The sequence below is a fragment of the Verrucomicrobiia bacterium genome (assembly GCA_023953615.1).
Lineage (GTDB): Bacteria > Verrucomicrobiota > Verrucomicrobiia > Limisphaerales > JADLHS01 > JADLHS01.
In genome coordinates this window covers 1,208,153-1,228,376 of record JAMLJH010000002.1, presented here as the reverse complement: position 1 = coordinate 1,228,376, position 20,224 = coordinate 1,208,153, and the positions used below count along the sequence as shown (strand labels likewise).

General features: G+C 55.9%; 17 protein-coding genes. 8 read left to right on the top strand and 9 right to left on the bottom strand.

Going from position 1 to position 20,224, the window contains the following annotated elements:
• Window positions 1-163: 163 nt before the first annotated feature.
• The 8 genes from pnp to M9920_15490 all read left to right on the top strand — a co-directional run bounded on the left by pnp (window position 164) and on the right by M9920_15490 (window position 8,690).
• Window positions 164-2,329 carry a polyribonucleotide nucleotidyltransferase gene (gene pnp, locus M9920_15525; protein MCO5053688.1) on the top strand — a complete coding sequence of 722 codons (2,166 nt, stop codon included), beginning with the start codon at window positions 164-166 and terminating at the stop codon, window positions 2,327-2,329.
• A gap of 140 nt (window positions 2,330-2,469) precedes the next feature.
• Window positions 2,470-2,856, top strand: coding sequence for a hypothetical protein (locus M9920_15520; GenBank protein ID MCO5053687.1), 387 nt, complete (start codon window positions 2,470-2,472; stop codon window positions 2,854-2,856).
• A 201-nt stretch (window positions 2,857-3,057) separates the two neighbouring features.
• Entirely contained in the window at window positions 3,058-3,858 is an 801-nt protein-coding gene (locus M9920_15515; GenBank protein MCO5053686.1) for a hypothetical protein, read from the top strand.
• Between the two features lie 298 nt (window positions 3,859-4,156).
• Window positions 4,157-4,726, top strand: a complete 570-nt coding sequence (locus M9920_15510; GenBank protein MCO5053685.1) for a hypothetical protein — start codon at window positions 4,157-4,159, stop codon at window positions 4,724-4,726.
• 403 nt (window positions 4,727-5,129) lie between these two features.
• The gene (locus tag M9920_15505; GenBank protein ID MCO5053684.1) at window positions 5,130-5,351 is read left to right on the top strand and encodes a hypothetical protein; all 222 of its coding nucleotides are present in this window, start codon (window positions 5,130-5,132) and stop codon (window positions 5,349-5,351) included.
• Window positions 5,352-5,449: 98 nt separating this feature from the next.
• Entirely contained in the window at window positions 5,450-7,006 is a 1,557-nt protein-coding gene (locus tag M9920_15500; GenBank protein ID MCO5053683.1) for a hypothetical protein, read from the top strand.
• Between the two features lie 3 nt (window positions 7,007-7,009).
• Window positions 7,010-7,195, top strand: coding sequence for a hypothetical protein (locus M9920_15495; GenBank protein MCO5053682.1), 186 nt, complete (start codon window positions 7,010-7,012; stop codon window positions 7,193-7,195).
• 289 nt (window positions 7,196-7,484) lie between these two features.
• A complete protein-coding gene (locus M9920_15490) occupies window positions 7,485-8,690 on the top strand; it encodes a hypothetical protein (GenBank protein ID MCO5053681.1) in 1,206 nt (401 codons plus the stop codon).
• 794 nt (window positions 8,691-9,484) lie between these two features.
• On the opposite strand, the gene glgA is transcribed toward M9920_15490, so the two are convergent.
• The 9 genes from glgA to M9920_15445 form a co-directional block, all read right to left on the bottom strand.
• Complete coding sequence (gene glgA / locus M9920_15485) at window positions 9,485-10,942, bottom strand: glycogen synthase GlgA (GenBank protein MCO5053680.1); 1,458 nt, start codon at window positions 10,940-10,942, stop codon at window positions 9,485-9,487.
• On the bottom strand, window positions 10,939-12,246 hold the full coding sequence (gene serS, locus M9920_15480) for a serine--tRNA ligase (protein MCO5053679.1): 1,308 nt from the start codon (window positions 12,244-12,246) through the stop codon (window positions 10,939-10,941). The genes glgA and serS overlap by 4 nt, the downstream gene beginning before the upstream one ends.
• A gap of 85 nt (window positions 12,247-12,331) precedes the next feature.
• On the bottom strand, window positions 12,332-12,532 hold the full coding sequence (locus M9920_15475; protein MCO5053678.1) for a hypothetical protein: 201 nt from the start codon (window positions 12,530-12,532) through the stop codon (window positions 12,332-12,334).
• A gap of 19 nt (window positions 12,533-12,551) precedes the next feature.
• Entirely contained in the window at window positions 12,552-14,228 is a 1,677-nt protein-coding gene (locus M9920_15470) for a sodium:solute symporter family protein (GenBank protein MCO5053677.1), read from the bottom strand.
• Between the two features lie 116 nt (window positions 14,229-14,344).
• The gene (locus tag M9920_15465; protein MCO5053676.1) at window positions 14,345-15,352 is read right to left on the bottom strand and encodes an ABC transporter permease; all 1,008 of its coding nucleotides are present in this window, start codon (window positions 15,350-15,352) and stop codon (window positions 14,345-14,347) included.
• A 7-nt stretch (window positions 15,353-15,359) separates the two neighbouring features.
• Window positions 15,360-16,877, bottom strand: a complete 1,518-nt coding sequence (locus M9920_15460; GenBank protein ID MCO5053675.1) for a sugar ABC transporter ATP-binding protein — start codon at window positions 16,875-16,877, stop codon at window positions 15,360-15,362.
• A 43-nt stretch (window positions 16,878-16,920) separates the two neighbouring features.
• Window positions 16,921-17,910: a sugar-binding protein gene (locus tag M9920_15455; protein MCO5053674.1), complete on the bottom strand. Its 990-nt coding sequence runs from the start codon at window positions 17,908-17,910 to the stop codon at window positions 16,921-16,923.
• Window positions 17,911-17,966: 56 nt separating this feature from the next.
• Window positions 17,967-19,106 (bottom strand): galactose mutarotase, encoded by a 1,140-nt coding sequence (locus tag M9920_15450; protein ID MCO5053673.1) that lies wholly within the window; start codon window positions 19,104-19,106, stop codon window positions 17,967-17,969.
• Between the two features lie 832 nt (window positions 19,107-19,938).
• Window positions 19,939-20,169 carry a hypothetical protein gene (locus M9920_15445; protein MCO5053672.1) on the bottom strand — a complete coding sequence of 77 codons (231 nt, stop codon included), beginning with the start codon at window positions 20,167-20,169 and terminating at the stop codon, window positions 19,939-19,941.
• Between the last annotated feature and the right edge of the window lie 55 nt (window positions 20,170-20,224).

Sequence of the window (20,224 nt, the reverse complement as noted above, 5' to 3'; positions counted from 1 at the left end):
AGCCACGCGCTTTTCGCTTTTAATCGGTCGGAGGCGCGACCGGCCACTCACACAACATAAGTTCGCGCAAAGAAAAAATCGTCGCCTCCGGGAGATTTCATTCAGCTCCGACCGAATTCGGAGTTCACTGAAGTTCCTCGGTGGTGACGGCAGGAAACCACCAATGCCAGAAAAAATAACCGCCGCAGTCGGCGACAAACAAATCATCATTGAAACCGGCAAGCTCGCGAAGCAAGCCGACGGAGCCGTGACCGTTCAACTCGGCGAAACCATCGTCGTCGTGGCGGCCGTCGCCGCGACCAAAGCCAAAGAAGGCCAGGACTTTTTCCCTTTGACCGTAGATTATCGGGAGAAGGCGGCTGCAGCGGGCAAGTTCCCGGGCGGCTATTTCAAGCGGGAAGGGCGTCCAACTGAAAAGGAAATTTTAACCTGTCGACTGACGGATCGTCCGATTCGTCCCTTGTTCCCCAAAGGCTGGTACAACGAGGTCCAGGTGCAAACCATCGTGCTCAGTGCCGATGGCGAAAACGATCCCGACATTTTGAGTATCATTGGCGCGAGTGCGGCTTTGATGGTCAGCGATATTCCTTGGGCCGGGCCGCTCGGGGCGGTGCGCGTCGGACGCATCAACGGCAAGTTCATCGCCAATCCCACGCACGCCGAAGCGAAGGAGAGCGATCTGGACCTGATTTATGTCGGCAATGAAACCGATGTGGTCATGTTTGAAGGCGCCGCCAAGGAAATTACCGAAGCGGATTTCAATGCGGCGCTGAAGTTCGGTCAGGAATGTTGCGTGCCCTTGATCGCCGCGCAGAAGGAATTAACCGCCAAAGCGGGGAAGTCCAAGCGGGAAATCAAGCTGAACATCGTTCCAGACGAGATTTTGCAGGAAGCCAAACAACTGGCCGGCGACCGTTTTGTCCCGGCGTTGCTGACGCCGGGTAAACTAAATCGCGAGGCGGCCTGCAACGCGATTAAAGAGGAAGTTGGCGCGAAATTGGTGGAGAAGTTCGGTGCGGAAAAAGTCACTCCCTTCGTCGTCAACGACGCGTTTTATTACATCCAAAAGGAAGCGGTTCGAAAACTGATCCTCGAAAAAGATCAGCGTTTGGATGGTCGTGGCTTCGACGGAATCCGTCCGATTTCCAGTGCGGTGGGAATTCTGCCACGCGCTCACGGCTCGGCAATTTTCGCCCGTGGCGAAACGCAAGCGATTGCTCTGGCTACGCTCGGCACCGGTGATGACGCGCAGGAGTTTGATTCTTATACCGGCGGCGAAAACGAGAAAAAATTCATCCTGCATTACAATTTTCCGAATTTTTCCGTGGGCGAAACTGGCCGCATCAGCGGACCGGGGCGCCGCGAGATCGGTCATGGCGCTTTGGCGGAACGCAGCATCAAGCCGATGGTGCCCATGGACAATTATCCCTACACCGTCCGAATCACGAGCGAGATCATGGAATCCAACGGTTCAACCTCCATGGCGACCGTTTGCAGTGGTACGTTGGCGTTATTTGACGCGGGCGTTCCGATGATTCGCCCGGTGGCGGGCATCAGCGTCGGCATTTGCACCGAATACGCCGCCGACAAAAAAATTTCCAAATACCAATTGTTGACCGATATCATCGGCTGGGAAGACGCGTATTGCGATATGGATTGCAAAATCGCCGGAACGGAGCGGGGAATTACCGGATTTCAGCTTGATCTGAAACTAAAAGGTCTCCCGCACTCGATTATGACCGAGGCGATTGAGAAAGCGCGCGTGGCCCGATTGGCAATTTTGGCGGAAATGGCTAAAACCATTGCCGAACCGCGCAAGGACATCAGCAAATACGCGCCTCGCATCACGACGCTGAAGATCAACCCGGAAAAGATCGGGGCGTTGATTGGCCCTGGCGGCAAGAACATCAAGAAGCTCGTGGAAGAGTCCGGGTGCGAAATTGACATCGAAGACGATGGCACGGTGAATATCTTCTCGGTATCCGCCGACGGTATGCAGATCGCCGTGGATCATATCACGGGCATGACTGCCGAAGCGGAGATCGGAAAGATCTACCGCGGCAAAGTGGTCACGATCAAAGAATTTGGCGCCTTCGTTGAATTCCTCCCAGGTAAAGACGGATTGGTCCACATCAGCGAGCTGGCCAACTTCCGCGTCAAGAAGACTGAAGACATCGTCAAAATGGGAGATGAAATTTACGTCAAATGCCTCGGCGTGGATGAGAAAGGTCGGGTTCGACTTTCACGCAAAGCCGCCATGGAAGACCGTAGCAAAGAGATCAACGAAGCGAGCGGTGACGGCGACGGTCAGCAACCTCCGACGGCGTAATTAAGCTACCGGATCACATTAGGCTTCAAAGGCCAATTAGCAACGCATCGCGAAGTTAATTGGCCTTTTACCTTTAGTAATAATCTATGCACAATGTAAGTTATGTTTGTTTTGCGTTGCGTCTCTAAGTCGTTTATGCAATGAGTTTTAGCGTTCCCGGTCGTGTGGCCGGGATTAGCAAATCAAAACTCATGAAACCATTAACACTCGAACAAGCGGTAGAAAAATTCAAAGCTGGTGATCGCATCTTGATTGGCGAATACCGGTTTGGCAAAGCGGAAACCATAAACTACCTGGACAAACTCACGCGGAAACCTTCCTCGTTTACGGCGATAAAGCACACCGTTGAGGTGGGCAATGATGCGTTCCACGTCTCGGAGCGTGTCCCGGAAGGCTTTTCAATCGAGAGCTGGGCCCCACCAATGGCCAAGGGGACCAAGTGTCTTTTGCAATTCGACCGGTTTGCAATTCTTAACGGCGTCGGCCAGTTCTCCGGCACGGTGGTACCCCTCGCAACCGGAAAATAATCAGCCCGGAAAGTCCTGCTTGGAGTGTGCCCGGGCATGTGAAACCAAGCTAAAAGCGGCTCCGTCCTTAGCGGGATGGAGCCGCAATGCCTCTCAAATGAATCCCCCTTCTTGGCAAACGCGAAAACTCCCGACGCGAGCGGCGCGCCAGCGCCGCCGCGCCGGGAGTCTAACCTTGTTACCTTAAGAACAATTTACCCTATGGAAATTTTGCGCAGTAAAACACCCTTAACGAAGCGCAAAGCGGCGTTTCTACACACCTGCGCCAAGCTGTTTGAGGATGAAAACGGCAAACGGCGGCGCGTGTATATGTGGACTTTTACCACCCGGCAAGTAGTCGAGGACAAAATGGCAATGGCTTGTTGGCATCACATGAACCGGCTATTACGGAAGAAATATAAGGATGCGGGCGGCTGTCCGGGCGTTCGAGTTGTCGAAGATCATCCGGGGCCGGTCGGTCATCCCGGCGGGCATGGTCTGCATTTCCATGTGCTGATTGCGCGTCGTGTGGACGTGGTAGAAGTCCGTCGGATGGCAATTCGCGCCGGTTTTGGGCGAATCCACGTTCGGAAGTGTGATCAGCGGGCGGCGGGATACCTGGCTAAGTATTTGACGAAGCGGGACGATGGTTTGCGGGGTCGTCGTCGGTGGGGGATGGTCTGCGGCTTCAAAGGAACCCGGGTTCGGGATATTCTGGTGCAATCCGAATTGGCGGAAAACTGTCGGCGGACGTATCAAGTTTTGAAAACGTGGTCGCGGGAAATCTTCATTGCCGTCAACCGTTTAACCTGTCGCTACGGTCATTGCCTGGATTGGCCTACTTATCCAGCTTTGAAAGAACTACCGCCACCGAAAGAAGATTTTGAAGCGTCGGACAGTTGGGTGCCTGACGGCGTAGAGCATCGCATTGCGCGGGCGTTTGGTTGGATAAAACTCAAGTGCGAGGAAACCGGGGAATGGTACACCTATTTAGTCCCCTCCCCTGTAGAGCAACCGTTTTGACCATGACAAACTTTCCTTTAATTTCGGAATTTGAGCGAGCGAGCCAGTTTCACGGCGGTCTTGTGCCGGAACGCTCGGCGCATCTGTTTGCGGGCGTGTCGCGTTCTCGATGGAAGCGGCTTCCGTCTGTGCCGGTGATCGTAGTGGGCGGCGTAAAATTCGTGTCGTTGTTGTGGCTGCGCCGTCGTCGGACGTGGTCAGGGCGTCTCGGCATCTCCTACGGCCTGCGCACAGGGTTAATTAAACCAGATGTGAACGATCGGCCTTTGGCCTATCGGTTACGCTGTGAAGGCAAACTATGATCGCGCTCCTCTCTTACGTGCTGGGCGGGTTCCGTCTTTGGCTGTGCATCCCTCTTTTGAATTCCGGTACCGTCAGTGGCTTCATTCTCGGCGTCGTCGGGCTGATCGCTGTTGCGACCACCGTTTGGGCGTGGGCGATTGGCAAGCCTGATCTGACCTGGAGCGGGTTAAGCGTCGGCGTCGGGCATCTGGCGATCCTGCTGTTCTCGGCGTCGGGCCCGCATGTGCATCAGGTGGCACCGGTGTTCTGGTTTCTGTTCGCCGTTCAGTGTTGGGTGAAATGGCATCTTGGGCGGCGTTGTACAGTCACGGGGCCGGTATGGGTGGACGTGATCCAATCGGGACCTTACTCGTGGATACGTCACCCCATGACGTTCATCGAGTTGCTGATGGCGGGCGTGTTCTTCTTTGAATTCCCCTCCGTTCGGAATGGGGTCGTGTTCCTGATCGTGTTGGCGTCTAAGTTTGCGATCACGCTTTTCGAGGAACGGTTTCTCAAACTTCAACCAAGCTACCGGGATTACTGCTTGCGGGTCCCGTGGCGATTTTGGCCGGGGGTGTGGTGACTGTGACGTCAGAACAGAGGAAGGCTTTGCGGGTGGTCAGATTGTCGCGGGCCGGTGTGCCTCAGTGGTTGGCGCAAGCTGCCTTGGGGGTTAGTCACGTCCGGATTGTCCAGCTTTTGGACGCTGGCATCTTGCGGCCTGTTACTTTTTTGGGGGTGCGTTGGGTTTCTTCTGCTTCCGTTTTGAAGCGCGTCTCATATCTGCGAAAGTCCAAAGAGCGGAAAGCGTTAAAGCGAGTATCACCGCGCCAATGATTATTGGTAGAAGTTTCTGCGCTGCTGTTTCGGCGTTCATCTTACGTGCAAGTAACTTGTTGTTTCTGTCAGTTATGCAAATGCACTTTCTGCGCCATTCTCCCCGCATCCGTCGCAATTCCGCGGCGGGGTTAAACGAAAGGTTAGTTATGGTTAAGAATAAACTCGGTGCCTGTTGGGCGCGGTTTGTGGCGGTGTTGGCGATGGTGGCAATGCTCGGTCTGCCTGCAATGGCGACAGATCCGACTGCGCCGGATGCGTCCACGATTGTGACGACTGCGACGAACACGTTTTACACTGTCGGCGCGTTGGTCGCTGCGGTGGTCGGGTTCTTTGTGATCATCAAGATCGTCAAATGGATTCGCAAGTGATGGTTTCAACATGGGCGGGGGCTTCGGCCCCTGCCTTTTCTCTTTGAGATCATGGAATATCTACAATTCACCGCTGGCTACTTGATCGGCCTCTCCTTATGGTTCGTTTGGCGTATTATCTGATTTTTTTACTGGTGTGTAGGGTCGCTTTTGGTGGCACTTATCGTGTGTATAATTTCGGCCCAATAACTACCTCTGTCCGCGTTTATCATGACGGCAGCTATTACAATTCTCCGATCAGCAATTTGAAATCTGGGTATTCTGCTACCTTCGTTGCATCCGGTAATTATCTTCTGCAGGTTGGGCCTTGGTCTGGTCCGTTAGCAGTGCCTCAAGCTGGTGTTTTCCCTTCGGATGCTGGCGGAGTGTTTATTATTTTCGGCACTAATGAATGTGTTGAAATTTCGCGCAGTTATTCCTTTACCAATACAACGGCGGGCGAAAAGTATGTTTACCCGGTCGTAGATGGCGAAGAGCTTTACAACAGTGCTTATATTTTGAGTCCAGGTGCGTCTTGGTCTTGGTCTATCCCGCTTACTGTGTGCAGTAACGGCTATTCGAGCCAAGTGAGTTTCGAGAGTAAGCGGAATTATGTTTCAATGGTGGATGATGGCGCAGATTTCAGCTTTACGAACCAAACGGAAACTGCGGTGTTGTTTGAATCTAATACGAATGCGCCTTTCGGTGGCATGGGGCCGTCCGGAGAAACTATTGTGATGAGCAATACACCTTCGATAGTTTTTTCTCAGCAAACTAATAGCGTTATCAATTTCAACGGCACTTCCTCAACTGCTGCGCGGGACGATACCTTAAAAGCTGGGTTTAATGTTTTGGCTCAGCAACTGGATGCGATTAACCAGAAGGTGCAGGAAAATACAATGGCGACTCTTAGAGGAGGCACTGGACCGGGCGGGACTGGTTTTGATGATGCGGGCATCATTGGTGCCGTCGGCGCGTTTCATTCCGACAACACGAACCTGCTTGGGCAACTCTTGGGGAAGTTTGAGGGCACCAATAACGCGGCGGGAACGAACGCGCAAGCGGGGGCTGATGCTGCCGAAAGTGTGCGCGCGCAATTCGACGGTTTGGCGGACGGTGCTCCGTCGTCGTGGGATGATCCTGGCTCTGCGTTGGATTCCTCCTGGACAATTACCGTCCCTGCTGGTGGTCAGTCCTTCCAAGTCAACCTGAACCCGTTTTCGTTGGGTTGGGTGTCTGATCTGGCTGCTCTCTGTAGGCGGATTGTTACGTGGGGCGTCCTGTTCCTCTTGGTGTGGCGTAACACTCACATTACCATTGCGGCGATCATGGCAACCGGGGGTTTCCGTCAGGCTACGTCGGCGGGGACTACGGTTCTTGGAACGAATGTCAATTCCGGTCTGGCGTTGGCAATGGCGGTAGCAATCACGGTAGCGGTGGGCGTGATCCCGGTGGCGTTGGTTACGTGGGCGGGGGCTACCGGACACTTGCCGACAATCTTTAGTTCACCTTTTACGGCGTCAACTTCGCCAATCCTTCAAAGTCTTTATCTCGCTAATCAATTCTTTCCGTTGGCGTTAATGCTTACGGCATCCATTAGCGCATGGGTATATCAAATCAGTCTCGGCGGTCTCTTATGGGTGTCTCAAGCAATCGTCCGTTTTTTGGTGGGGTGATGTATGCGCAAATTTTTGTTTCTCTTGTTGCTGTTGCCTGTCTCTGCTTTTGCCCAGGGCGAGCCTGATCCGGTCGCTGATCCTGATAATTATTTCTTTCGCGGCTTTTGGCTTGGCCTTTCCCTTGGTGCAATCGCCTTTACCTTCCGGCTGGTTCGGAAAATCACGCATCACTCCCCTGAACTATGAGAATTATCTACACCACTTGGAGCGGTCGCCGTGTTGTCCGTCAATTTGAGGACTGGCGGTCAATGTGTGTTTGGTTGAAGCGATACTATCCGTTCATTCAAGTCGCTCGTGAGTTCGGAGAATTTGCTGACTCCTTCTAATGATAACCATCGTAAGCGGGCCACCGGGAAACGGTAAGAGCCTTCTTGAGCAATCCGTGACAATCGAGGAATGGCTGTGGGGTTCGCGGGACATTGTAACTTCAACACCTGTTCGGGTGCCTCCCTGGGTCACTGGAGACGGTCGGATCATGATGGGGCTGAAAGCCTACTGTGAGACGATCTTGAAACGAGAATTCCCGGAGCCGGTCGTGATCCGTCCTGGCATTGTCGCTGCGGGGCGGCTTTTGTGTGTCGAGGATGAAAACGAACTTTCAACCTTGTTCATGTGGCGGCGGGACCGGGAAACCGGGGAATGGTTCAAAATTAAGTGGGATGCTGTCGGCGAGCAATTCGATAAAGACGACTTAGGGCGGATGGGTGCTGGACAGTTCATCATTACAGATGAAGCCTGGAAATGTTACTCGTCGCGCCGGTGGAAAGATTCAGAGAAGGTAACGGAATTCTACGGCCGTCAGCATCGCAAATTCGGGGATGATTGGCATCTGGTCAGTCATAGCCATAAGGATCTTGACGTTCAGATAAATCGCATGGCTCAGCAATGGCAGATTTGTACGAACTTTGGCCTGCGCCGGTTGGGGATATTTCGTCAGCCTCCAGTTTTCCAAGTCCGGACGTTTTACGAGCCACCCTCCTCAGCCTCCGCACGTGCGTTTCATACTACAGTTAAGCGTTTGGACGTGCGCGTAGTGCAAACCTATGATACGTCGGCGGGAGTCGCGGTTGGTGGCGGACGTGGTGCCGATGTGAAACGGCGGCGTAAAGGGATTTCGATTGTATGGCTGATCATTGGCGTGATTCTGTTTGTTGTCGGGCTGGCGATGCTGCCACATGTCTTGGGAGGAAGCTTCAAGTTCTATATGAAACGGACGCTTGGAGTGAAGCCTGCTATGCCTCAGACGCAACACAGTGCGGCGGATGTTGCTCCGGGTGTGGACGGTGTTGGAGTCACGCCTGCGCCGGCGGAATTGCCGCCGATGATCGAGCCGGAACCGCAAAACCCGGTCAAGCTGGAAGGCTGGGCAGTGTCAGGCGGTCGCCTGCGGGTGATCCTGTCGGACGGTCGGATTGTAACGATGAAAGAAGGCTTGCGGAAGTTGGATTCTGGCAAGTGGTGGTTCGACGGGAAAGAATATGAGCAAGCGCGGCCTCGTCCTGGAGTGTTTCCCCCTGCCCCGTCTGCGCAGCCCTGGAATTCTGTGGCTTACAGTGAATCGATCTCGAGGGAGTCTGGCGGCGTGTCTGTTTCAACCTTTGGGAGTAGGCCAGAACCGCGCACGTCGGAATTAGGGGCCGGGCGTGCGCGGTTCATGGCCAATCAACCCTCTTTCCCTTGAAGTGGGGTTAGTGTGATGTTGTGCGTCCTGATCTTCTCGGCCAGTTTGGTGCAGGCTTCGCTTGTGGCTTGGTAGTATTCGTCCGGGTGCGTGCTGCCGTGGTGGTGGATTTTCTCTTGGCAGTGTTTTGCGCGATCTTCAAGAGCTAAGACGATTTGCACGATTTCGCCGACTTCTAGTAGCTGAGGGTTCATCGAATGACCTTTCCCCCGGATTTGTTAGCCAATTGCTGCGCCCTGAGTTGTGCGAAGGCTTGGGAGCAATACAGTTCTGTGTTTCGCCCGTCGAAGGGTATGATTGCCCATCCTGTTCTACTCATTATCAGTCCGTCAGGTGTGAATTGAATGTCGAGGTGCGTCGTGAGAAGAACGTCGGCTTCCGTGCATTTGGGTTTTTCCTGTGTCGAGTTTGCCTGAGCCTTCTCGTTTTGATTTTCTGGTTTCATAGCTTTTTTTTTGCAGGAATTGAGTCTTTCCCGTTGCCTGTCTCGCCGTCGCCTTCACCTGTGCGGAGTGGTCACGCCCTGCGCGGCTGCGCTTTGTGATCTGAGGGGAAGCTAAAGACCTGACAAAGTGAGAAGGGGGAAACGGGGCGAACTTTGGCGGGGCTTTAGCAGTCCCCTGCCATCTCTGGCGTGACCATGTAGCAGGCGACGGCGGGCGGGCACGGAATGACGGATGACAAAAAAAAGGCGAAGAAACCGGACTGTCAACCCGGTAAGAGCGAAAAATTTTAGACCAGTAAACTATTGGGCATCAAAACTTTGCGGTTATTGATTGTAAGTTATGTTTAGTTCATTGCAGGCGTGAGTCATTGCGATAAGCAGCTTCTAAAGCCGTCACCACCTGTTCCCAAGAAAAATCGGCTCTCATTCCGTTCAGCCGGAAACGCTTTAATAATTTAGCGTCTTGAAATAGCAGCCACGCCTTCTGGATGGCTTTGAGCAAGGCCGATGATTCAGCCGCATCGAATTTAATGCCGTTGGCTTGCGCTGAATTATCGGTGGCATCAATCACGGTGTCATCCAATCCTCCGGTGCGGCGTACAATCGGAATCGCGCCGTAGCGGAGACTGTAAAGTTGATTCAATCCGCAAGGTTCAAATCGCGACGGCATGAGGAAGAAATCGCTGCCGGCTTCGATTTGATGGGCCAAGCCCTGATCGTAGCCGAATTGGAGGCCAATCCGTCCGACATATCGGGCGGCCAAATCGCGCAACGCCATTTCGAATTTTTGATCGCCGCTGCCCAGCATGACAAACTGCATCGGGATAGGCGCGGCGAAGGCTTGCTCCAACGCGCCAAGCATGAGATTAACGCCTTTTTGTGCGACCAACCGGCTGACATTGCCAAATAGCGGCAGCTTGGAATCCACCTCTAATTGAAACCGTTTTTGCAATGCGCGCTTGCAGATCGCCTTGCCGGCCAGATCGGCGGCATTGTAGGAAGCGGATAGGAATGGATTGTTGATCGTATTCCATTCATCGTAATCCACGCCATTAAGAATTCCGATCAGATCAGCCCGACGGCGGCGCAACAGTCCGTCCAGTCCCGCGCCGAACGGTTCGGTGGTGATTTCCCGCGCGTACCGCGGGCTGACGGTGGTGACGACATCCGCCGTGGCAATTCCGGCTTTGAGACAATTTAGCTGCCCGTAAAACTCGGTGGTTTCAACATTGAAACATTTCACTGGCAGATTGGTAAGATCAAAGGCCGGACGTGGAAAAACACCTTGATAGGCCAGATTATGAATCGTCAAACAAAACCGCGGAAAGTCCGGCCACGGTGCGATTTCGTGCTCCGTTTTGGCCAGCAACGGCACCAAGCCGACCGGCCAATCGTGAACGTGGACGACTTCCGGTTTGAATGGCAAATAGCGCGCCAGATGAACGACGCACTTGGAGAAAAAGATGAAGCGTTCGGCGTTGTCTGCGTAATCGTGCTGACCATCATTGTAGAGTCCCGCCCGATCGAAAAATTCCGGTTGGTCTATGAAATAAACGGTGTGGCGTGGAGCAACGTCCAACGCGAGCAGTTGGGCGTCCACCTGGCGCTTGCCCAGCGGTAGATTGAAGCGCCAATCCACCCGGCGGAGGCCGTCAAAATTTTCCCGGATGCCGCGATGTAATGGCGTAACGGTGACGACCTGATGGCCCGTTCGGGCCAGGGCTTTACCCAGGGCGCCCACGGAGTCGCCCAGCCCGCCGGTTTTCGAGTAGGGATGAACCTCTGAACTGGCGAGTAAAATTCTCACGCCACGCACCGGATGACGTCCGTGCCGAGATAGGTTTGCAACGGCGCGGGGATGGTCACACTCCCATCCGCTTGTTGGTGGGTTTCGATGAGCGCAACAAACAGTCGGGCGAGAGCGGTGCCGCTGCCATTGAGAATGTGCGGAAAGCGGTTTTCGCCGGACTCGGATTTGAAGCGCAAATTCATCCGTCGCGCCTGAAAATCCTCGCAGTTGGAAACCGATGAAACTTCGAGGTAGCTCCCCTGCCCTGGCGCCCAAACCTCGAGGTCATAGGTCTTGGCGCTGGCAAACCCCATGTCGCCGGTGCAAAGCTGCACCACACGGTAATGCAGCTCGAGGCGTTGCAACACGCGCTCGGCGTGAGTGAGCATTTGCTCGTGCTCGGCATAACCGTCTTCCGGTTTCACCACCTTGATCAGCTCCACCTTGTCAAATTGATGCACGCGGATCATGCCGCGCGTGCCCACGCCCGCCGCGCCCGCCTCGCCGCGAAAACACGGAGTGTAGCCGCAGTAGTAGATCGGCAGTTGGCTCTCGGCCAGCAGTTCATCGCGGTGAATGTTTGCGATGGGCGTTTCCGCGGTGGGAATCAGGTAAAGCTTGCCCAGCGCCTCGGTTTTATCGCCCTCGGCCACGCCGTAGTATTGATCGCGAAATTTCGGAAATTGGCCGACGCCAACAAGACATTCCGGGCCGACCATGAACGGCGGCGAAATTTCAGTGTAGTGATGCTCTTGCGTGTGCAGATCGAGCAGAAATTGGATCAGCGCGCGCTCCAGTTTCGCGCCCCAATGCGTGTAAAGCAGAAAGCCGCTGCCGGACAACTTGGTGGCGCGGGCAAAATCAATCAACTTCAAGTGCTCGCACAATTCCACGTGCGTTCGGGGCTTGAAGGTGAATTCGCGCTTTTGTCCAAACTGGCGCACCTCGGGATTATCCGCCGCCGTTTTACCGACGGCGACCGATGCATGCGGCAGGTTTGGCAGGCTCAGCAATCGCTCATCGCGCCGCGCCTCGGCCGCTTTGGCTTGCGCATCGAGCGCGGCAATCTTATCGCCCAAATCCTTGGTCTCGGCTTTTTTCGCTTCGGCCGCATCACGCTTTTGCTGCGCCATCAAAGCGCCGATTTCCTTGGAGACCCGGTTCCGCGCGGCCTTGAGTGACTCGACTTCGGCCAACGCTTTGCGCCGCTGTTCGTCCGCGTGCAGAATCTCGTCAATCAATCGTTCGTCTCCCGCTCCTCGCGTGACGAGGCGTTCGCGGACAAAATCGGGTTTCTCTCGGATCAGTCGGATATCCAGCACGCGAAGATTATAGAAACGAACCGGTTAAGGTCGCAAGGCCGAAGCCCCAAACTGACTGCAGCAGGGAGTTTCGCGCTCGGTTGGCTCAGGATTTTTTTGCGCCACGGCGGGCGAAGAACCACATCGCCAAACCGAAGACCAGCATGACGACGCCCCAGACCAGGTTGACGTTGATGTTCAGCGAGCGAGTGTATTGTTCCTTGCCCCCGATCAAGCCGTAAATCACGAGCAGCACGCCGTAAATGCTGAACAAAATTCCGATGGGTAAGCGCAGGTCGAATTGCATGTGAATGGGGCGTTAAAAGTTACCAGAATAGAAGGTTCAAAATGATCACCGCCACCATGACGATTGATCCCAGCACGGCGGGCCGCGCCAGCCAGTGATCCTCGTGGCCGCGTTGTTTTTCCGTGAGCGAATAGACCAAGCCACGCAGTTCCGCGTCGCTCTTATTGCGCTGGGTGGCGAGGGACAAAACAGCGTTGACCATGAACGTGACGGAGAAGGCGACGATGGCCACCCAGAAGCTTTGCGACATTTCCTTTGGAAACTCGATTATCGGACTGAGCCAGCCGCCCTTGATTCCCGCCGGATTGCCAGTGGCGAAGCAGAGTCCGTGAAACACAACGGCGGACGTGGTGCCCACCATCAAGCCCCAGAACGCTCCGGTGTTATTCGAGCGTCGGGTGAACATACCCAGCAGGAATGTCGCGAACAACGGCGCGTTTACGAAGCCGAATACCAGTTGCAGAATGGACATGATGTTGTTGTATTTCGACGCAATCAACGCCGAACCCATTGCCAGAATAATGCCGCCCACCGTCGCGATTTTACCCATGCTCAACAGTTCGGCATCGCTCTTTTTTCCACCGATGGTTTGGTAGAGATCATAAGTCCAGACGGTGTTGAACGCCGTGACGTTGGCGGCCATGCCGGACATGAACGAAGCCATCAGCGCCGTGAGCGCCAAACCCAACAGCCCGTTCGGGAAGTAGTGAAAAATCATCGAAGGCAGCACTTGATTGTAATTCAACGCGCCATCGCGCAACGGGATGGAATAACCGCCGGCAACGGCGTCACTCGTCAAACCATACGCAATCATGCCGGGCAGGATGATGATGGCCGGAAACAACATTTTCGGGATCGCGCCAATGATCGGCGTGCGCCGCGCGGCACCCATCGAATTGGCCGCCAGCGCGCGTTGCACCTCGGCAAAGTTCGTACACCAGTAGCCGAAGGAGAGCACAAAACCGAGGCCGAACAGAATGCCGTACCAGGGCACGCCAAGCGGATTGTTCGTGCCGCCGGCTTCGGCCCACGAGTGCATGCGCCCTGAATCCAATTTCGCCACCAAACCTTCCCAACCGCCAATGTCTTTCAACGCCAGATACGCCAGGGGCGCGATGCCGAACACGATCATGAAGAATTGCAGCACCTCGTTGTAAATGGCCGAACTCAAGCCGCCTTTAAGCACGTAGGCCAGCACGATGACGGAAGTTACCACGAGGCAAACGTAATAATTCCAACCCAACAGCGCGTCGAGCAGATCGGCCAGGGCGTGCATGGAAATGCCCGAGGAAAAAATCGCCATGAACGCGAAGGAAATCGAGTTGAACGCGCGCGTCCGTTCGTCGTAACGCATCTTGAGATATTCGGGCACGGACTTCGCCTTCGAGCCGTAGTACATCGGCATCATGAAGATGCCGAGAAACACCATCGCGGGAATCGCGCCCACCCAGTAAAAGTGCGACGTCATGATGCCGTATTCCGCACCCGAAGCCGCCATGCCGATCAGTTCCTGCGCGCCCAGGTTGGCTGAGATGAACGCCAGACCGGTCACCCAACCCGGAATGGCGCGACCGGAAAGAAAGAAATCCTCGGCGCTTCGCGTGAAGCGTTTCAAGGCGAAGCCGATGCCCACCACGAAAACGAGATAAATCCCCAGAATGGAGTAATCGAGCAGATTGAGTGAATTAAAGTGCATGCTTGGTTGGGGCGTCAGCCATTTCGTTCCATTCGCAATGCGCAGAAAATATAGATTCTCGGAGGCAAGGCAACATTTTCAATTGAGAGAAATTCATGGTAAAGACCGCGACCCGCTCATTCACCACGGACCTGACGGCGCGATCGGCGCCGCTGGAAAAATTGATCCACCAACACGCCAACCAGTACCACCGCCCCCATCACCGCGAAATTCAGCGAACTATCAATGCCCAGCAGGTTCACAAGATTCTGCAACACCAGCAGCAACGCGGTGCCAATGACAATGCCGATAACCGAACCCTCGCCGCCGCTCAAACTGCAACCGCCCAGCACGGCGGCCGCGATTCCGTATAGCTCGTAAAAATTGCCGTGATTCGATGGCACGATCGAGTTGGTGTAAAACGCAATCAAAATACCTGACCCGCCGGTCAGCACGGCGGCAATCACGTAGGCGCTACCCACCACGAGTCGGGTGTTGATGCCTGAAAAACGCGCGGCTTGTTCATTGCGCCCCACCGCGAACAGGTAACGGCCATAGACCGAGCGATGCAGCACAAACCACAGGAGCACCGCCAGGATGATCAAGATCACAAACGGCGCGGGCAATCCCGGAAACCATTCCTTCGTGACGCCCGGCTCAGGGGTAGTGGTCATACGAAACCACCGGCCCGCCGCCAGGTTGCGCAACAGCTCAATGCCTTTTGCGCCCGAGAACCCGGTCGTGCGATCTCCAGCGATATACCGGGCAACGCCGCGGTAAATTAACAGACCGCAGAGCGTCACGATGAACGGTTGTAATTTCGCCTTGGTGACCAACCAGCCGTGCGCCGCGCCAAGCGAAGCAGCCATCAACAGTACGGCCACGATGACGATCGGCCAGGCCAGTTGCCATTCACTCACGCCCAGCGTCAGCAACACTCCGGTCAACGCGCACATCGAACCCACGGATAAATCCACACCGCCCGTGATGATTACCAGTCCCGCACCAAGACTGAACACGCCGTAAAGGCCGATGAGATTGGCGGTGTTGATCAGATTGGTTGGTGATAAAAATTTCGGGTTCAGCACCGTGGTGACGACGCATAACCCCAGCAGTAGCAGCGTGATTCCCAGTTCTTTCTTCATGTTCGGGTCAGGCTGCGGGCGCGGTTGGCAACGGTTTGCCCACGGCCAACCGCATCACGTTTTCCTCCGTACATTCGGAGCGATTCAAACAACCGGTGATACGTCCCTCGTGCATGACGACGATGCGATCGCTCAAGTTTAACAACTCCTCCATGTCCGAACTCACCATCAGCACCACCGTCCCCTGCTCTGCCAACTGTCGCATCAACCGGTAAATTTCCGCTTTCGCACCCACATCAATCCCTCGCGTGGGTTCATCCAAAATCAACACGCGCGGCGACCACAAGAGCCATTTGCCCAGCACCACTTTTTGCTGATTACCGCCACTCAGATGGCGCACCGGCGTTTCCGCATCCGGCGTCCGGATGCGCAATAATTTGATTTGAGCTTCCGCCGCCGCCCGCTCGCGGGAACGCTGGATGAGCCAGCCGGTCGCATATTGGAGCAACGACGGCAGCGTGAGATTTTCCCGCACCGACAAATCCACCACCAACCCTTCCGCGCGGCGGTCTTCGGGCACGAGGTACACACCCTGTCGAATTGCGTCCGCGGGGCGGTGAACTGGAATCGTCTGTCCGTTCAGATTGATCTCCGCACTCCCCGACTCGTCCAGTCCGACGATGGCTTTCATGATTTCGGACCGTCCGGCGCCAACCAGTCCCGCGAAACCGAGGATTTCACCGCGCGTCGCCGTGAAATTTACCACCCGTTGGGGAAAGCGGCTCGACCGCGCGTGACGCACTTGGAGAAAATCCGGCGTCGGCGGGCGTGCCGGCGCTTGATAGCGGTTTCGGATCTCGCGCCCAACCATCAGATTCACAATCGCGTCGTGGCGCAACGCGGATCGGTCCAGCTCGCCCGCGTTGCGTCCATCGCGCAGCACCACCACGCGGTCGGCAATGCGTTCGATCTCGCTCAACCGATGGGAAATATAAACCACGCTGACGCCTTGTTGTTTGAGTTCCAGCGTAAGTTCCAACAACCGATTCGTCTCCCGCAACGTCAATGACGCCGTCGGTTCATCCATGATGATGAGCCGGGCCTGGAGCGACAATGCTCGGGCGATTTCCACCATCTGCTGTTCCGCCAGCGACAATTCGCTTACGCGCGTTCGACTGGAAAACGCGACGCCCAAACGCCGCAACCACGGCGCGGTGGCCGCGTGGATTTGGTTGAAGCGGATCAACCCCAGCCGATTGCGCGGTTCGCGCCCAAAGAACACGTTGGCCGCCACATCCAGGTTGTCGAGCACGTTAAGCTCTTGATGAATGAACGCCACCCCCAAACGGAGCGCCGCGTGCGCATTTGGAACTTCGACCGCGACTCCGCCGATTTGAATCTTTCCCGCATCCGGCGGAAAAATGCCGCCGACGATTTTCATCAACGTGGATTTGCCCGCGCCATTCTCACCGCACAATGCCACCACTTCTCCGGTGCGGACCTCCAGCGAAACCTCATCCAACGCCAGCACTCCCGGAAAGCGCTTCGTGATCTGGCGCAGCGAAAGTAGCGTCGAACCGCGCATGAGTGGTTAGCAGTTGGCGGCGACGCGAAGCATGAGCCGAAGGTTACTGGTTCAATAGACGTCGCAAGTCGGCCTGGAACGCCGCGACGTCTGCCTGCTTCAAACTGCGCGTCGGAACGATCTGTTGCCCGCCCGCCAACGCAGTTTTATCCCCGCCGAGGTAACGCGCCATTTGCAACATGGCTTGCTTGCCAAACTCAAACGGCTGTTGCACCACCGTCCCGTAAATTTCGCCGCTGGCCACGCCAGCCAGCGTTTCCTCGCGTTCATCGAAGCACACGATCTTCACCCTGCCGACCGCGCCCGCGCGCCGGACCGCGTTCAGAATGGCGGGACCGTTGTAATCGTACAACCCCACGAGCAGGGCGATGTCCGGATACTTCACCAGCGTGTCCTCGGCATTTTTCTGCGCGCGCACCAAATCGGTGTCATCCGTCCGCAAATCAATGATCTTCACATTCGAACCATCCAATGTGCGCTTGATGCCGTTGTAGCGGTCGGTCGCGTTTTGCGCGTCTGCGTAACCAACGAACGCCATGATCGAACCGCCGTTTGGCAACGCTTCCTTGATGAGTTTGCCCGCCTCGACGCCCGCCAGATAATTGTCCGTGCCGATGTAGCAGACCCGTTTGCTGTCCGGCGCGTCACTATCGCAGGTGATGAGCAAAGTGGTCGCCGCGATTTTATTCAGGAACTCGGTTTGATTGCGCGGATCTATGGCGCTGACGGCGATGCCATCCATGCCGCGCGCCAGCAGGTCGTCCAAAATCTGTTGCTGCTCGGCGGCGCTACCGGTCGCCGGGATGCGAAAATCCACCTCGATGTTCCCTAACTCCGCCTGGGCCGCGTCGCAACCGCGTCGGGCCAGCGTCCAGAACGTCGCTGCCGTATTGGAAACGAAAGCCAGCTTCAGTTTCTTCGCGCTATTGCCGGAAGCAGAATTGGCATGCGGGGCGTCCGCACCGCTTTTGCCGCAACCGTTCAGCGCCAACACCACGGCGACCAGTGCGAAACATGTGAGGAGTCGTTTCATTGAGCTTGATTCAATTGCCGTCGAAAGCCGGATTTCGTCGGCCTCGGCGCATCCACTTAGCGGGTCGAGAACCGATAGACAATCGTGTTATGAAACGTCTGACCGGGGCGCAACACCACCGAGGGGAAGCCGGGTTTGTTGGGCGAATCCGGGTAATGCTGCGGCTCCATGCAGAACGCCGTGCGTCGTTGATACGTCTTGCCACCTTTGCCGGTGATCGAGCCATCCAGGAAATTGCCCGCGTAAAATTGCAGCCCCGGCTCGTCGCTCAGCACTTCCATCACCCGACCGGTGGTCGGCTCATAAACGCGCGCCATCAGACCGAACTGGCCGAGCGGTTTCTTGATGATCCAATTGTCGTCGTAACCCGGACCGTATTGCAGAATGGGATTGGAGTCATTGATGCGCGCGCCGATGGCCGTCGGAGTGCGAAAATCAAACGGCGTTCCCGTCACGTCCATGAACGCGCCGGTGGGGATCAATTCGCTGTCAATCTCCGTGATTTGATCCGAGTTCAGGTAAACTTCATGGCCGAGAATGTCGCCGTTCCCCTGCCCGCGCAGATTGAAATAGGAATGATGCGTCAGGTTGACCACCGTGGGCTGGTCGGTCGTGGCGCGAAAGGCGAGCTTCAATTCATTCGCGTCCGTCAGCGTGTAAGTCGCGGTGACCTCCAGGTTGCCGGGGAAACCTTCCTCACCGTCCTGGCTGAGATAATGCAATTCCAGACTGTTCCCCGTCGCCTTGATTACATCCCAAACCACCTTGTCGAAGCCCTTGATGCCGCCGTGCAGCGAGTTGCGGCCGTTGTTGGCGGCCAGGGAATACGTCTTGCCATCCAGGGAAAATTTCGCGCCGCCAATGCGGTTGCCGTAACGCCCGATGATCGCGCCAAAATACGGCGTGTCCTTCAGGTAACCCGCCAGATTATCGTAGCCCAGCACCACGTCGTCGAAGTGTCCGTTGCGATCCGACACCCGGAGCGACTGCACCAAGCCGCCATAATTCATGATGGTTGCCTCAGCGCCCTTGGCATTGCGCAACGTGTACAAAGTGACCGATTGGCCATTCACTGAACCGTACGGGATGGAAGTAACGTGGGATGTGGTCATACAGCATTTCGAGGCGCAGCCCGAGATCACCAGCGCGGTAACGCCCAGCGTGGCAACGGCGGCCCATTGAATTGTTCGTTTCATTCTATGAATTGTTGTCGCGCTGCCGGATTTCGTGCAGCTACAGCGTGGATTCATGTTTACGAGGAAACCGTTTCCGGGGCAAGACGGATTCTGCTCGAAACTGCCGGAACTGCGGCGGGACGCCGCAGCCACATGGTTGACCGGGACGATTCGATTGGAGTTTGGGTGGAACGGGCCACTGGCCCGTTCCGGCTTGGCGGATGCAGATTCTGTCGGGCGAGACGCCCGCCAGCACACGCGAGACGCGTATGCTCCCCAGTCGCACTGGCACGATCATAGGTGTGCAAAGACCCGTGGACCAATCAGCGGTTCAGTCAGGTTCGATGGGGCGATTATTTCCGGGAGCGCACCCGTCTCGGGTGCAGGTTCGACGCGTCCCGCGTCGAACAACGACACCGTCCCGACTTGGTGATCTTTGCGTTCTTTGCGGTTTCAACCCGCCCGCGGGAGGGACGACTTCCACGTCGTTCCCAACTGTATCAGGGACGCGGTGGAACACGTCCCTCCCAAGGAAACACAACCGCGAAAGACACGAAATGCGCGAACGGGGAGACAAGGGAATGATTGGCAAAGGAATGGGGAATGGGGGAGCACCGCCGTCTCGGCGGTAGTCGTTCGCGTCTCGCGGACGACATCCGGTTCCGGTAACTGGAACCGGTAGGGCGCATCACACTCCGTGCGCGCCGCCGGGTGATGCGGAACTGCGGCGGGACGCCGCAGCCACACTATTGGCCGGGCAGTTCAGTCTGCTGCACATCAGCTTTCGCCTTCCAACGGTTCTCCCCGAAAGACCTCGCCACGTTGGCACACGGATGTCCGTCGCCCGTCCCCGTCAGTTCAGACGAATTTGGCGGATGGTGCCAGGCAACACGGGTTGTTCGGGGCGCGGTGTGCCGGCTCGTGGCCCGGATGACGCGGCGTTCACCGCTGCCCGCATTTTTGCGAACCACCAACTGGCCCGCGCCAGCCGTCGTTCGCGTCGCGCCAGGCGGGTGTGGCGCGGCAAACCGCGGAAGCCCAGTTCCAGTTGTTCGTCATTTTGGATTTTAGTGATCGTTGTCATAATTTATTTTCCTTTTACGTCACCACACTAGCGGGAGGGGTCAGACAAAAACTGT